Here is a 13,378-nt window from a genome sequence, read left to right as displayed (position 1 = left end):
TTGCTTTGCAATACGCTGCCTCCCACCGTCACTCAAAATGGATTAGGAATCCATTTTAAGTGCTGAGATGAAAGCTTCTTGCGGAATATCGACCCGCCCGAACTGGCGCATCTTTTTCTTACCCGCCTTCTGCTTGTCCAGCAGTTTGCGTTTGCGGGTTGCATCGCCGCCGTAGCATTTGGCCGTCACGTCTTTGCGCATGGCGGACAGGGTCTCGCGGGCGATGACTTTGCCGCCAATCGCCGCTTGGATCGGGATTTTGAACATGTGGCGCGGGATCAGGTCTTTTAGCTTTTCGACCATCGCGCGGCCCCGCATGTCAGCGCGGTCGCGGTGCACCATCATCGACAGCGCGTCCACCGGTTCGTCGTTCACGAGGATCGACATTTTCACGAGGTTATCGGATTGGTAACCGGTCATCTGGTAGTCAAAGGACGCGTAGCCCTTGGTCACCGATTTCAGGCGGTCGTAAAAGTCGAAGACAACTTCGTTCAGCGGTAGGTCATAGACGGTCATCGCGCGGGTGCCCGCATAGGTCAGGTCCACCTGCACGCCGCGCCGTTCTTGGCACAGCTTTAGCACGTCGCCAAGGTATTCGTCAGGCACTAAGATCGTCGCCTTGATCCGCGGTTCTTCGAGGTGGTCGACCAGCGTCAGGTCGGGCATGTCCGCGGGGTTGTGCAATTCGGCCATGGTGCCGTCGCGCATGTAGACGTGATAGACCACGGACGGGGCCGTTGTGATCAGGTCGATGTTGTATTCACGCTCGATCCGGTCGCGGATCACCTCAAGGTGCAGCAAGCCTAGGAAACCGCAGCGAAAGCCAAAGCCAAGTGCTGCTGACGTTTCCATCTCGAAACTGAACGACGCATCATTCAGCGCCAGTTTGTCGATGGCGTCGCGCATGTCTTCGAACTGGGCGGCATCCACCGGAAACAGGCCACAGAACACCACGGGTTGCGCGGGTTTAAAGCCGGGCAGCGGTTCGACGTCTTTGCGTTCGTGCGTGATGGTGTCGCCAACGCGCGTGTCACGGACCTGTTTGATCGATGCGGTCAGGAACCCGATTTCGCCGGGGCCAAGGCTGTCGATCATCTCCATCTGGGGGCGGAAAACGCCGATGCGGTCGACGTGATGGACCGTGCCGTTGGACAGGAATTTAACCTTTTCGCCCTTTTTCAGACGGCCATCGATGATGCGGACCAAAACGATCACGCCGAGGTAGCTGTCGTACCATGAATCGACCAGCATCGCCTTGAGATCTGCGTTCTCGTCACCCTTTGGCGCGGGCAAATCTTTGACGATGGATTCGAGCGTTTCGTGGATGCCGACGCCGGTCTTGGCGGACACTTGGATCGCGCCCGAGGCTTCGATCCCGATGACGTCTTCAATCTGCTCGGCAACGCGGTCACAATCGGCGGCGGGCAAGTCGATCTTGTTGAGGATCGGCACGATTTCGTGGTCCGCATCGAGCGCGTGATAGACGTTTGCCAATGTCTGCGCCTCGACCCCTTGGGAGGCGTCAACAACCAGCAACGACCCCTCGACCGCACGCATGGAGCGCGACACTTCGTAGGCGAAATCGACGTGGCCGGGGGTATCGATCAGGTTGAGAATGTAGTCCTCACCATTGTCGGCGGTGTATTCGATGCGCACGGTGTTGGCTTTGATGGTGATGCCACGCTCGCGTTCGATGTCCATGGAGTCCAGCATCTGGGCCTGCATGTCACGATCTTTGACCGTGCCTGTCTCTTGGATCAGGCGGTCAGCGAGGGTCGATTTCCCATGGTCAATGTGCGCGACGATGGAGAAATTGCGGATATGTGAGAGTGGTGTCATGGTGAGGATATGATGGGGTTTTGGGGGTTGGTCAATGGGGGGATTGGTCCCATTGTGCCTGTAAAAGGGCTGGTGATGATGGCAGATGTTGATTTTTCGAACGTTCCAAGCACGAACGCTTGGTTTGAACGCCAAAACGTTCAGGTGCGTTGCACAATTGCTGGTCGAGCAGCCTTGCGAGTCTTGGCAAATATCTGTGCGGACCAGACTATGGATTCTGAAAGCCTCGCACTGGCTTGCTTACGTGCAAATATTACGGCGCTGGGTCGGGGAAATGCACAAACAACCGACGTGGATTGGCGCTCTGTTGTACACGCGGCGGGCGAATTTGCTCTCGAGGCCGCTGACTTCGCGGCCTCAGCGTTCCGCTCTGGTGATGCAGCCAGTTCAGCACGCAGCGCGGCACGCTGCGCCGCATTCGCGAGCGATTATGCCGACTTTTCTGCGCGCTCCGTGCAATTGGCAGCAGACTCCGCCAACATAGCTGATTTTGCGGCCTTCCCGCCGTTGCGCTCAGGGAAGGGACGACCGTTTACTGCAAACCTTACATCGGACTCTGCCGCCAAATCAGACGCTGATTCACTAGCTGAAACACCACACCTGTTTCCCTTTCCTCAGAAACCCGTTTGGGGAAACATCGAGGTTCCGGCTGCCATCGCCATCAACCACCAATCGTTTCTGGGTTTTCTAGCTAGCGATCCGAAATGGGAGTTCTGGCACGATTGGTACTTGGCGATGTGGGACGGCACATTTACTGACTGGGACCTCGCGCTTGAGGTGATCAAGATTGAGGATGCGGTGCGGAAGGCCGGGGCTGATGCGGTTGCGTTAGAGATCGAGATACGCAGAGCAAAACTTGACGTTAAAAACGCAGCTCAGTCAGTTGAAAAGTATTTGAAGAAGACACCCCTAGGCTTTTCCGAGGGTGCGTCCCCAATGATGGGCCACAACAATCCGCCACCTGACTTTGAAGAGGTGCCCGTTTCGTATGCTGAGATGCAGCGGTTGGTGCAAATTGTTCAAATCGTACAGACACAGTTGCAAACAACAACACCAAACGCTCAAGTTTTGGAAACAGTCACAAAAGAAGCCGAAGCTATACAAGAAAAGTCTGTGGGGTGGCTGGCGAAAGGGCTTGGCCTTTCGAGAGATGAGTTCTTTAAAACGTTTGGCAAATGGGTTGCGCTGGCTGCCGTTGCAAAGTTGAGTGGGGCCGCACAATGGTTGGCGGGCGCGATGGAGCAACTTTATCCATTGATCCAAGCATTGTGGACCCTGCTGCGCTTGCTTGCTACCTAAATTCAGTTCCCAATTCTGGGTACGTCGGCAATTTTTTAGGAAAGTGCCAAAATTTCAAACCTTTGCCACGAAGGTGCGCGACACGCACACCTTACGCAGCGAACGTCAGCTCGGCATTGGGACACGTCAGATGATTGGATCGGGTAAGGTGCGTCTTGACGCACCATCGCGCTGCGAATTGGGTGATGTCGGGAAATTCGGTGGCGCAAAAATTGGAATGCGTTCGCTCCCTGACGCGATCTTGATCTAGATCACAGCGGCGGAATTTTACGATCAGCGGACGCAGATAATACTGAACGGTTTAGTTTTAAAGACCCGTTTTCCATTATTTCACGCATTGCGCCACCAGCGGCTTTTTTTGCGCGTTCTAGCGCTGAAATCAGCCGATCAAAAACCCCAAATGAGCCATTTTCTGCAGCCCTTCGCACATGCAGCAAAACACGCTTTTGTCATCAACAGCACTGTGCAAGTTTTAGCTTATCGTTTTAAAAGTTTCGCGCCGGTACGCCATGTCAATCATCCTCATTGGAGTACTACATCATGAAATGTCACAGAATTTTCCCTGTGTTAGCGCCGGCCTCTTTGGGTCTTTTGCTTGCAATACCTGGCGCTGCGAGTGCACAGGATTTTAGCTCACCCACGTTTGATTTCTACGGTCAGTTGAACTTTGGCCTGTTCAATGTCGACAACGGAGCCGCCTCTGAAACCTATCTTGCCGACAACGATGCGTCCAATTCCCGGATCGGTTTCAACCTAGGCTGGGACCTCTCGACCGGTGCCAATCTGCGGTTCAACTTTGAGACTGCGCTGGGTTTGACCGGCTCTACCGCGACCACCATCGACGACACGGATCTGGATGTGGATTGGAGCAGCAGCGAGTTGCGCAAATTCGAGCTGATCTATGCGACTGCCGGCGCCGGGACGTTGTCTTTGGGTCAAGGCAGCATGACCGGCGATGATCTGTCCTATTCCGACTTTTCCGGCACAACTTTGGTGGCTGGATCGTCCGTCACAGATATTGCCAGCAGCGTCGAATTTGTATCCGCAGCGAACGTCGGTTCGGGCGTGACGTTGGGTGATGCGTTCAGCAATCTAGCTGGGTCGCGCCGGTTCCGCGTGCGCTATGACACGCCGTCCTACAACGGGCTGGCGTTCAGCGCATCCTTTGGGCGCAACGCTTTGGATGAATCCGACACCAGTGAATACGCCGACGTAGGCCTGCTTTATGAACGCGATCTCGGGCCGATCAAAATCGCCAGCGCCTTGGGCTACACGTGGGAAGAAGACGCAGACGAAGTTCTGCTCGGATCAATCGCAGTGCGCCACAACCCGACTGGCCTGAACATGGCGTTTGCTGCGGGCGAGCAACAAGGCGACGGCGACGATGACTACATGTATCTCAAATTGGGGATCGAACGGAACATTATCGCAGCGGGTTCCACCGCGTTCTCGATCGACTTGTACGAAGGCAACGACGCCGTAGTTAGCGGATCTGAATCGACATCTTACGGGGTTGGGTTGGTGCAAAACCTGGACGCCTACAACACAGAAGTTTACGCAGGCTACCGGGTCTACGACTATGACGAAGGCGGAACCGATGTCGAAGATATCGATGTTGCCGTGTTCGGGGCGCGCTGGTCCTTCTAAATACGGTCGCACTGAAACCCTGTAAATTCAACAACATCGCCCCGGTTCTTCTGGGGCGATTTGCATTTCACCGACCACACCGACATGCGGGTAAGGTGGGCTTAAGCCCACCATTCACACGCCACCGCACTTTGGAACCAATCAGTTCCATAATCACAACATCACCCGTTTCAAGACCCTGCCCTATCACAAAATGCTCGCGCAGTTCACGAAATCCATCACGCGGTTTCGGGGCAACGTGATTTCTCAAATGGGGTCCGCAGGCGTATTTCTGCTGGCACACCCCCCGCTGAATATTCATTTGGCTCATGAGAAAGAAAGTTAGCATCATGACACGCTCTTTGTTGCGCAGTTCGGTTTTGCCACTCGCATCCGCCGCCTTGTTGATCACCCCAATTGCCGCCGCCGCCGAAGATGGCTGGGACTATTATGGCCAATTGAACTTTGGCCTGTTTAGCGTCGATGACGGCACGAACAGCGATACGTTCCTGGCCGACAATGACAATTCCAACAGCCGCGTTGGCGCAATCTATCGCCGTGGCGTCGGCAACGGCAATGAATTCCGGTTCCACTTTGAAACCGCTTTGGGCCTGCGCGGTTCCAGCGGCGTCACCTTGGCGGACAACGGTTTGGAAACCGACGGATCCTTGCGTGATTTGCGCAAACTCGAGGTCATCTACCAAACCGCCGACTACGGAACATTCTCGTTTGGCCAAGGCAGCACAGCCACAGACGGCGTTGCCGAAGTCGATTTTTCCGGCACCAGCGTCATCGCCTATTCCAGCCTTGGCGATTTGGCCGGCAGCCATGAATTCCAACTGGCGGGCGCGGGTGGTGCATCCGGCGTCAGCATCGGCGATGTCTTTAACAGCTTTGATGGCGGGCGCCGTTTGCGCCTGAAATACGACTCTCCCACGTGGAACGGCTTTGGCGTTTCGGTCTCTGCGGGCGAAGAGGTTCTGGCAGACAACAACGACAATTCGTTCTACGATCTGGGCCTGCGCTATGACCGCGATCTGGGCGCCATCAAGCTGGCAACACGCGTCGGTTATTCGGTTGTCGATGGCGGCGAAGAAACCATCGCCGGATCCATCGCAGCCATCCACGAACCCACCGGTTTGAACGGCACATTTGCAGTCGGCGAACAGCTCGAAGTCGGGGATGCCAGCTCGTATTACTTTAAGGTCGGGGTGAACCGCGACTGGTTCAACGTCGGGTCGACAGCCCTGTCGATTGACTACGCAGACGGCAGCGATTTTGTCGTCGCAGGATCATCCGCATCGTCCTACGGCATCAGCGCTGTGCAAAAATTCGACAAGCAAAACCTAGAAGTTTACGCAACCTATCGCACCTTTGAATACGACGCGCCGGGTGTGGCCACAGACGACATCGACGTCGCGGCCGCAGGTGTCCGTTTCAAATTCTGATCAGCTTGTTGTGAGCGCACCTGTTAGGTGATTGAATCCAGAGCCAAGCTCCGTCATACTCTGGCGGAGCTTGGTGCCGTGTAAGGCATCGTAAAAATGGACACCAAGATGGGGCAAACCCCACAGGTCCAAAGATATGAGGCGAAGGCATGGTACGATTTATCACAGCATTTTCCGTTGTGGCCTTGGTGGCTGCATGCGGCAGCGGCGGCAGCCGGTATTCATCCAGCAACGCCAACAAGGCGCGCTATTCGTCGGTGCCAACACAGCAGGTGTTGTTTGCCGCGGGGCCGATCGCAAATGCGTGTCGCGCAGCGGGTCGCAAACAAGCGTCGCGCGCGCGGTGTGGCTGTGTGCAGGCGGTTGCGGATCGCTCACTTAGTTCCACAGAACAGCGTCGCGGCGTTGCGTTTTTCAAAGACCCGCATCAGGCGCAAGTCACCCGCCAGTCCGACAATCCTGCAAACGAGCGGTTTTGGAAAAAATGGCGCGCTTACGGCACCCAAGCTGCAAAGCTGTGCACCTAGTCGTGTGATCTAATCGTGTGATCCGGGCCCGCCCCAGCGCGACGTCAATTGATCAATGATCTGGTCGCGCGATTGGCGGTAGCTGACCAGCTTTGCCTCGCGGCTGTCGCCCAATCCCGTCGGGTCCATGATCGGCCAGTATTCGACCTCGAGATGGTAGAATCGCGTCAGTTCCAACGCCCGTCTCTGGCTGGCCGGTGACAGCGCCACAACCAGATCAAACGAGCTAAGATCGTCGCCCCATTGTTCCATCTCATCAAAGCTGCGCGAGCGGTGGCGCGACAATTCGACGTCTAGTTCCTGACACACAGCAATCGAAAATCCGTCGATTTCAAGGTCGTTCTTGACCCCGACAGATTGCACGTAAGTGCCTGTACCATAAAACTTTTTCATGATCCCTTCGGCCATGGGGGATCGCACCGCGTTGTGATCGCAGCAAAACAGAACCGATTGAGGAAGCTCTTTCGCCATCTAGCCGCCGAAGTGTAGGACGCAGATCAACGTGAACAGGCGTCGTGCCGTGTCGATGTCGATCTCTGCCTTGCCCTCGAGCCGTTCTTGCAGCACGCGCGAGCCTTCGTTGTGAATGCCACGCCGCGCCATGTCGATGGTTTCGATCTGGCTGGGTGGCAGGGTTTTCACCGCGTCAAAATAGCTTTCGCAGATTTGGAAATAATCTTTGACCACTTGGCGAAACGGCCCCAGCGACAAATGAAATTCCGCAGCCTTTTCAGCAGCTTCGGTGTTCACATCAAACACCAACCGTTTGTCGCGGATCGACAGGCCAACGTGATACGGCCCCGCAGGTGCGACCCGTTCGTCACGCGCAGGCAGCACAAATGTGTTGTCCTCAAGCAGGTCAAACATCGCCACTTTGCGCTCTTGCTCGATCTCGGGCGTGGGCGGCGGCAGGTTCGCGTCGTCAAGTTCGATATGGCTGATACGGGGCATCGGATATGTCCAAAACAAAGGTGTCCAGCCTGCTTAACCCACAGACCTTAAAGGGGCAACAACACCCCTCAGTCGTTAAGCTTGCGCAGGCGGGCAGTGACCGACAGCCCGTGCGCCTCGAGGCTTTCGGAGGCGGCGAGTTGCTCGGCACCGGGACCGATGGCACGCAGGGCGGCGGGCGTCATCTGCGCCAAGGTCGTGCGTTTCACGAAATCCATGACCGACAGCCCGGACGAGAACCGCGCAGAGCGCGCTGTCGGCAGCACGTGGTTGGGCCCACCGATGTAGTCGCCGATCGCTTCGGGTGTCCATTGCCCCAAGAAAATCGCGCCCGCGTGGGTGATGTTTTCAGACAGCGCGACGGGGTCCGCGACGCACAGTTCGAGGTGTTCGGGCGCAATCCGGTCCGACAATTTGGCCGCCGTTGCCAGATCCGGCACCGTGATAATCGCGCCGTTGTCGCGCCAGCTAACCCCCGCAATCGCACGGCGTTCCAGCGTTTCGAGCCGCTTGTCGATCGCGTCCGAAACTGCCTGCCCGAATGCGGCATCCGTCGTGATCAACAGCGATTGCGCGCTCTCGTCGTGCTCCGCTTGGGACAGCAAATCCAGCGCGATCCAGTCGGGGTCATTGTCTGCATCCGCGATCACCAAAATCTCGGACGGGCCAGCGATCATGTCGATGCCAACCTTGCCGAACACGCGTCGTTTGGCGGCTGCAACAAACGCGTTGCCGGGGCCGGTGATTTTGTCGACAGGCGGGATGGTTTCAGTGCCGTAGGCCAGCGCTGCAATCGCTTGCGCCCCGCCGATGCGGTAGATTTCATCGACGCCAGACAGGCGTGCGGCCAGCAAAACGGCGGGGTTCAACACCCCGTCAGGCGTCGGCACGGTGATCGCAAGGCGCGGCACGCCTGCGACTTTGGCCGGGATTGCGTTCATCAAAACCGACGAAGGATAGCTCGCCAATCCGCCCGGCACGTAGAGGCCCGCCGCCGACACCGGTGTCCAGCGCCAGCCTAGCGTCGCGCCGACCTCATCGGTCCACTGCGCGTCCTCGGGCATTTGGCGGGCGTGATAGGCGCTGATGCGTTTTGCGGCCAATTCCAGCGCGTCGCGCACGGCAGGATCGACCTGTTCGCAGGCGGCGTCGACCTCGTCAGCTGTGATCGCCAACTGGCTTGCGTCCAGTGTCAGGCGGTCGAATTTGGCGGTCAATTCCAGAACGGCCCCATCGCCGCGCGCGCGCACGTCTGCGATGATCTGGGCGACGATGTGATCGACGTCAGGGCTGTCTTCGCGCTTGGCGGACAGCAATGCGACAAAGGCCGCCTCGAAATCGGGGGCTGTGGCGTCTAGGAATTGGGGCATCGGTGGTCTTCCGAAATTTGGGGTCAGGTCAGATGTTCTGGCTGCGACTACTCTGGATGCGACGGTGCGCGTTTTGAAGGTGCAACGTACGGGCGCGTGACGTCCTTGAGCGTGGCCTCGATCGTCTCGACCTTGAGGCGGATCGCGCCGTCACCAGCCAACGTCAGGATCATGTCCCCTGCCCCGTCTTCACCGGCGTCGAATTCGACGGTCAACAGCGACAAAACCATGTCAGGATCAGAGCGATCGATGCCTTGGCTCGCCACGTTCAGCACGCCGTCAAACGCCAGCAAAGATTGCACGCGTTCGGGCGATGATTTCACGCGCCCGCCTTCTTCCCACCGGAACCGGTTCAGCAACAGGCCAAAGCGGCGCTGTTTTGCGGACCATTTCATTTCGGTGATCGGAAAGACGGAATCCTGAACCAGAGCAGAGATGATTTTGATGTCATCGACATCCTGTGCGCCAAGGTTCAGCGGCGCGTCACGCCCGTCTTCAAAACTTGCATCTGCACTCATTATTCGGACACCCGTTCGATTTTTGCACCCACTGCCGACAGTTTGCGCACGACATGTTCGTAGCCGCGATCAAGGTGGTAGACGCGGCTGACTTTGGTTTCGCCAGTTGCAGCGAGGCCCGCGAGGATCAAGGAAATCGAGGCCCGCAAATCGGTTGCCATCACCGGCGCGCCTTTGAGTTTTCCGACACCTTTGACGGTTGCGTTGCCGCCGTGAACTTCGATGTCAGCGCCCATGCGGATCAGTTCGGGGGCGTGCATAAAGCGGTTTTCGAAAATCTTTTCTTCCAACACGGACGTGCCGATTGCCGTGCACAACAGCGCCATCATTTGCGCCTGTAAATCGGTTGGGAAACCCGGGAATGGTTCGGTTGTGATGTCGACCGCTTTGATTTCATCGGTGCGGCGTTTGACCTTGAGGCCCTTTGCCGTTTCGGTCACGTCGATGCCCGCCATGTCGAGTTTTTGGACAAACGCGCCGACCAGATCCAGACGTCCGCCGAGGCATTCGACCTCGCCGCCGCAGAACGCAGGTGCCAGCATGTAGGTGCCCAGTTCGATGCGGTCCGTGACGACGGGATGCGTCGCGCCGTTCAGGCGATCGACCCCTTGGATGGTGATCGTGGACGTGCCGTCACCGTCAATTTGAGCGCCCATTTTGCGCAGGCAATCGGCCAGATCGACAATCTCAGGTTCGCGTGCGGCGTTGTTGATGACTGTCGTGCCTTTGGCCAAAGTCGCGGCCATCATGATGTTTTCGGTGGCCCCGACTGACGCAAACGGAAAGTCGATGACCGCCCCTTTTAGCCGCCCGCCCTGCGCTTTTGCGTGCAGGTAGCCGTCGCGCAATTCGATTTCGGCCCCCATCAGGCCAAGGCCGTCGGTGTGAATGTCCATGGGGCGCGCACCAATTGCGCAGCCGCCGGGCAGTGACACTTCGGCGTGGCCTTCGCGCGCGAGCAATGGCCCAAGCACGAGATTAGAGGCGCGCATTTTACGCACGATTTCGTATTCAGCGCGGGTGTTGATGTCTGAGTGGCACGACATGGCCAGCGTTTTGCCGTCTTGCATGGTGGCCACTTCGGCCCCCAGCGATTGCAACAGTGCAGTCATCGTTTTGATGTCGGACAAGCGCGGCGCGTTTGTGAGCGTCAGCGGTTCCTCGCTCAGCAACGTCGCCGGCATCAGCGTCAAACACGCGTTTTTCGCCCCTGCAATCGGAATTTGTCCGTTCAGCTCTCCGCCGCCCTGTACAACAATCGAATCCATTTAACCCTCGTCCTTTACCTGTTGTTCATCCGCAGGGGCGTCTTTGCGCGCTCGTGCTTGCGCCTTGCGCCGTCCCATATTTGCCTTAAGCGCCGCCTTAAGCCGTTCTTCGCGGCTGTTGGTTGCCTTTGGGGCGGTTTTTGATGCGGATTTATCTGCCGTTCTGTCTGCCATGGCGACTGTCTAGCGCAGGGCTGCGGGATGGTCCAGAATTGGCTTGCACGTTTGTGGATTTGGGTCTAATCAGCCGCTCAGTGTGCTGCTGTAGCTCAGTGGTAGAGCGCGTCATTGGTAATGACGAGGTCGAGAGTTCAATTCTCTCTAGCAGCACCATAAATTCCCCCACATCGCAGGTCGAGCGCATTGAGGGAGTCATATTAGGCCGCGTCACGGACCTCGGGATTCATGCTGTAGGTGCCCATTTGTGAGGCTTGATCCAAGATATGGCCCGCCATTGCGGCCAAAGCTTGCGCACCCGTGAACGCACCATCAAGATCCAGCGTTTCGACGTCCAAGGCGTACACTGTGAAGTGGTAGTGATGCATGATGCTGTCGTTCCATGGCGGGCACGGGCCGTCATAGCCGCCGTACTCACCGCCCATATCCGCATCCCCTGCGAACCAGTCGGTATAACTGTTGATGCCTGTGCGACCGTGGGGGTGTTGGCCCGCCGTCTTGCCTGTGGGTGTCACCGCAGCGCTGTCGGCACCTTCCGCGATCTCAGAATGGTCAGCCGGGATGTTTATCAAAACCCAGTGGTAGAAATTCACGCGCGGTAAGTCGGATGGCACTGTCTTGCCGGTTTGGTTCACATCTTTACCAGAGGATGGGACGTCCGGATCATGTACAATAACCGCGAAAGACTTTGTATCTGCGGGTGCATCGCCCCAAGCGAGGTGCGGATTGATGTTGTCAGACAGTTCGAAATTTCCTGCCGCCGGGATGTTCCCGAATGCAAATTTGGGAGAGATCGGCGCGCCATTTGCGACGCCGTCAACTAAGAATTTCATGAGCTTGTTCCTTGCGTGAGGAAGGCACCCCGACAATGCGGGGTGCGCTGTGGTTAGCGATTGTAGACTGCGGTGATGGTGGACGAGGCCAAGCTGTTGGCGTTTACCATGAAGCCTGCAAGCGCATTGCTGACCGAATTGTCGATCTCAAGCGTTGTGCCCAAAGCATGCACGGTAAACTCATAGCGGTGCACTTTGCCCGGAGGAGGACATGCGCCGCCGAAGCCTTGCGCGCCGTAGTCATTGGACAGTTGCACGCCATTGACCGATCCACCGCCCGGCAGTTCGGTCACATCGGCGGGAATGTTGAAAGCAAACCAGTGCCACCAACCAGAACCCGTTGGGGCGTCAGGGTCATAGACAGTGACGGCAAAGCTTTCGGTGCCCTCAGGCGCGCCGGTCCACGCAAGTGTTGGTGCGACATTGCCGCCTTCACAGCCAAAGCCTTGAAAGACGAAATCAGACCTCAGTTGCTGCCCCTCGGCAATGTCCGGGCTGGTGAGCGTGAAAGTGTCTGCAAGCGCAGGTGCGGCGAGAGTTGTTGCAACCATCAGTGCTGCGAAGAATGAAGTGCGTGCCATGTTGAAATCCTTTCCGGGATGTTCGTTGTTGATAAGACCAAATTAGCCATCAACGACGCCCCCCGCTTCCGGATGCCACGCAAGAACTATCGGATTTCGATCAATGTGCTGCCAAACGGATATCTTTTGGCTTTATCCCGAACCTTTTCCGAAAGGCATCCGAGAAATGCGAAGGTGTCTTGAACCCGCAATCCAGCGCGATTTCCGAGATTTGATCGTCTGTTGTTTGCAAAAGGCTCAGCCCGCGTTCCAATCGGGTATGAAGCAGGATTTTTGCAAAACCCTGTCCCGTTTTTGACAGCCAACGCCGCATGGTGGCTTCGCTCATGGCAAAATGATGTGCCACTTCATCGGCCATCCACGGGTGGCTCAGGTCGGTTTCGATCAAGCGCCGCACCTTGCTGATTGGCTGATCTTCCAGTGTCGTCGGCAAAACGATACCTTGTTCGCGCAACCAGATCAGCGGCTCGATAAGTCGATGTTGACGGATGGGTTCCGGAAGGTGCTCATTCGCCAGGTTCTCTTGGATCAACGACAGGATTGCATTCGGACGATGCGTGTCTGAACGCACGATTTGCACATCCGTCGCGTTCTTGGGTTTGGTCGCATCAGCAAACACCGCATCAATCAAATCATGCGAAAAACATACGCCAAGGGCGCGGTATGCTTCGTCCAGAACCGGGCGGTTGACCATCGTCACCATCGCGCCGGGTGGGAAAATCATCAGATCGCCTTCGCGGCCAAGCATCTCACCTTGCGTGGGGGTCTCTACATGCTTTTCACCACGCTGGATGAAGAAAAAGAATGTAAGCCGGAAATAGAGATCGGCAAACGTCGCGGTTGTGGCTTGCGTGATCGGAAAGATCGAAACCTGCCCGATTTCGTCAGGCAGATTTGAAGGTGTTTGGTTCTTTGTATCCATAGCGGTGTTATATCTGGTA

General features: G+C 56.9%; 14 protein-coding genes and 1 tRNA gene. 5 read left to right on the top strand and 10 right to left on the bottom strand.

All coding sequences use genetic code 11. The features are described 5' to 3' along the window. Positions 1–42: 42 nt before the first annotated feature. Positions 43–1,839, bottom strand: coding sequence for a translation elongation factor 4 (gene lepA, locus ACFIO0_RS00510; RefSeq protein ID WP_390912571.1), 1,797 nt, complete (start codon positions 1,837–1,839; stop codon positions 43–45). 9 nt (positions 1,840–1,848) lie between these two features. On the opposite strand from lepA, the gene ACFIO0_RS00505 reads away from it, so the two are divergent. From ACFIO0_RS00505 to ACFIO0_RS00490, 4 genes are all read left to right on the top strand, one after another. Continuing rightward, a complete protein-coding gene (locus ACFIO0_RS00505; RefSeq protein ID WP_390912570.1) occupies positions 1,849–3,138 on the top strand; it encodes a hypothetical protein in 1,290 nt (429 codons plus the stop codon). A 540-nt stretch (positions 3,139–3,678) separates the two neighbouring features. Then, positions 3,679–4,785 (top strand): porin, encoded by a 1,107-nt coding sequence (locus tag ACFIO0_RS00500; protein WP_390912569.1) that lies wholly within the window; start codon positions 3,679–3,681, stop codon positions 4,783–4,785. A 329-nt stretch (positions 4,786–5,114) separates the two neighbouring features. After that, positions 5,115–6,212: a porin gene (locus tag ACFIO0_RS00495; protein ID WP_390912568.1), complete on the top strand. Its 1,098-nt coding sequence runs from the start codon at positions 5,115–5,117 to the stop codon at positions 6,210–6,212. Positions 6,213–6,361: 149 nt separating this feature from the next. Further along, positions 6,362–6,739: a hypothetical protein gene (locus tag ACFIO0_RS00490; protein ID WP_390912567.1), complete on the top strand. Its 378-nt coding sequence runs from the start codon at positions 6,362–6,364 to the stop codon at positions 6,737–6,739. Between the two features lie 9 nt (positions 6,740–6,748). Here the strand turns inward: ACFIO0_RS00490 and ACFIO0_RS00485 are convergent, their stop codons facing one another. The 6 genes from ACFIO0_RS00485 to ACFIO0_RS00460 form a co-directional block, all read right to left on the bottom strand. After that, positions 6,749–7,210 (bottom strand): low molecular weight phosphatase family protein, encoded by a 462-nt coding sequence (locus ACFIO0_RS00485; protein WP_390912566.1) that lies wholly within the window; start codon positions 7,208–7,210, stop codon positions 6,749–6,751. After that, entirely contained in the window at positions 7,211–7,690 is a 480-nt protein-coding gene (locus ACFIO0_RS00480) for a UPF0262 family protein (RefSeq protein WP_390912565.1), read from the bottom strand. A 68-nt stretch (positions 7,691–7,758) separates the two neighbouring features. Continuing rightward, the gene (gene hisD, locus ACFIO0_RS00475; protein WP_390912563.1) at positions 7,759–9,060 is read right to left on the bottom strand and encodes a histidinol dehydrogenase; all 1,302 of its coding nucleotides are present in this window, start codon (positions 9,058–9,060) and stop codon (positions 7,759–7,761) included. 47 nt (positions 9,061–9,107) lie between these two features. Next, positions 9,108–9,578 carry a DUF2948 family protein gene (locus ACFIO0_RS00470; RefSeq protein ID WP_390912561.1) on the bottom strand — a complete coding sequence of 157 codons (471 nt, stop codon included), beginning with the start codon at positions 9,576–9,578 and terminating at the stop codon, positions 9,108–9,110. Next, positions 9,578–10,846, bottom strand: coding sequence for a UDP-N-acetylglucosamine 1-carboxyvinyltransferase (murA, locus tag ACFIO0_RS00465; protein ID WP_390912558.1), 1,269 nt, complete (start codon positions 10,844–10,846; stop codon positions 9,578–9,580). Before murA ends, ACFIO0_RS00470 begins: the two co-directional genes overlap by 1 nt. Next, complete coding sequence (locus ACFIO0_RS00460; protein ID WP_390912556.1) at positions 10,847–11,020, bottom strand: hypothetical protein; 174 nt, start codon at positions 11,018–11,020, stop codon at positions 10,847–10,849. A gap of 84 nt (positions 11,021–11,104) precedes the next feature. Here ACFIO0_RS00460 and ACFIO0_RS00455 point away from each other — a divergent pair. Beyond that, positions 11,105–11,179, top strand: a tRNA-Thr gene (locus ACFIO0_RS00455). A 44-nt stretch (positions 11,180–11,223) separates the two neighbouring features. On the opposite strand, the gene ACFIO0_RS00450 is transcribed toward ACFIO0_RS00455, so the two are convergent. From ACFIO0_RS00450 to ACFIO0_RS00440, 3 genes are all read right to left on the bottom strand, one after another. Beyond that, the gene (locus ACFIO0_RS00450; RefSeq protein ID WP_390912555.1) at positions 11,224–11,856 is read right to left on the bottom strand and encodes a YbhB/YbcL family Raf kinase inhibitor-like protein; all 633 of its coding nucleotides are present in this window, start codon (positions 11,854–11,856) and stop codon (positions 11,224–11,226) included. 53 nt (positions 11,857–11,909) lie between these two features. Beyond that, positions 11,910–12,437, bottom strand: a complete 528-nt coding sequence (locus ACFIO0_RS00445; RefSeq protein WP_390912553.1) for a YbhB/YbcL family Raf kinase inhibitor-like protein — start codon at positions 12,435–12,437, stop codon at positions 11,910–11,912. A gap of 100 nt (positions 12,438–12,537) precedes the next feature. Further along, positions 12,538–13,359: a helix-turn-helix domain-containing protein gene (locus ACFIO0_RS00440; RefSeq protein WP_390912551.1), complete on the bottom strand. Its 822-nt coding sequence runs from the start codon at positions 13,357–13,359 to the stop codon at positions 12,538–12,540. Positions 13,360–13,378: the final 19 nt, after the last annotated feature.

Source organism: Pseudosulfitobacter sp. SM2401, from assembly GCF_042932805.1.
Taxonomy (GTDB): Bacteria; Pseudomonadota; Alphaproteobacteria; order Rhodobacterales; family Rhodobacteraceae; genus Ascidiaceihabitans.
This window is presented reverse-complemented; position numbering and strand designations above follow the sequence as displayed.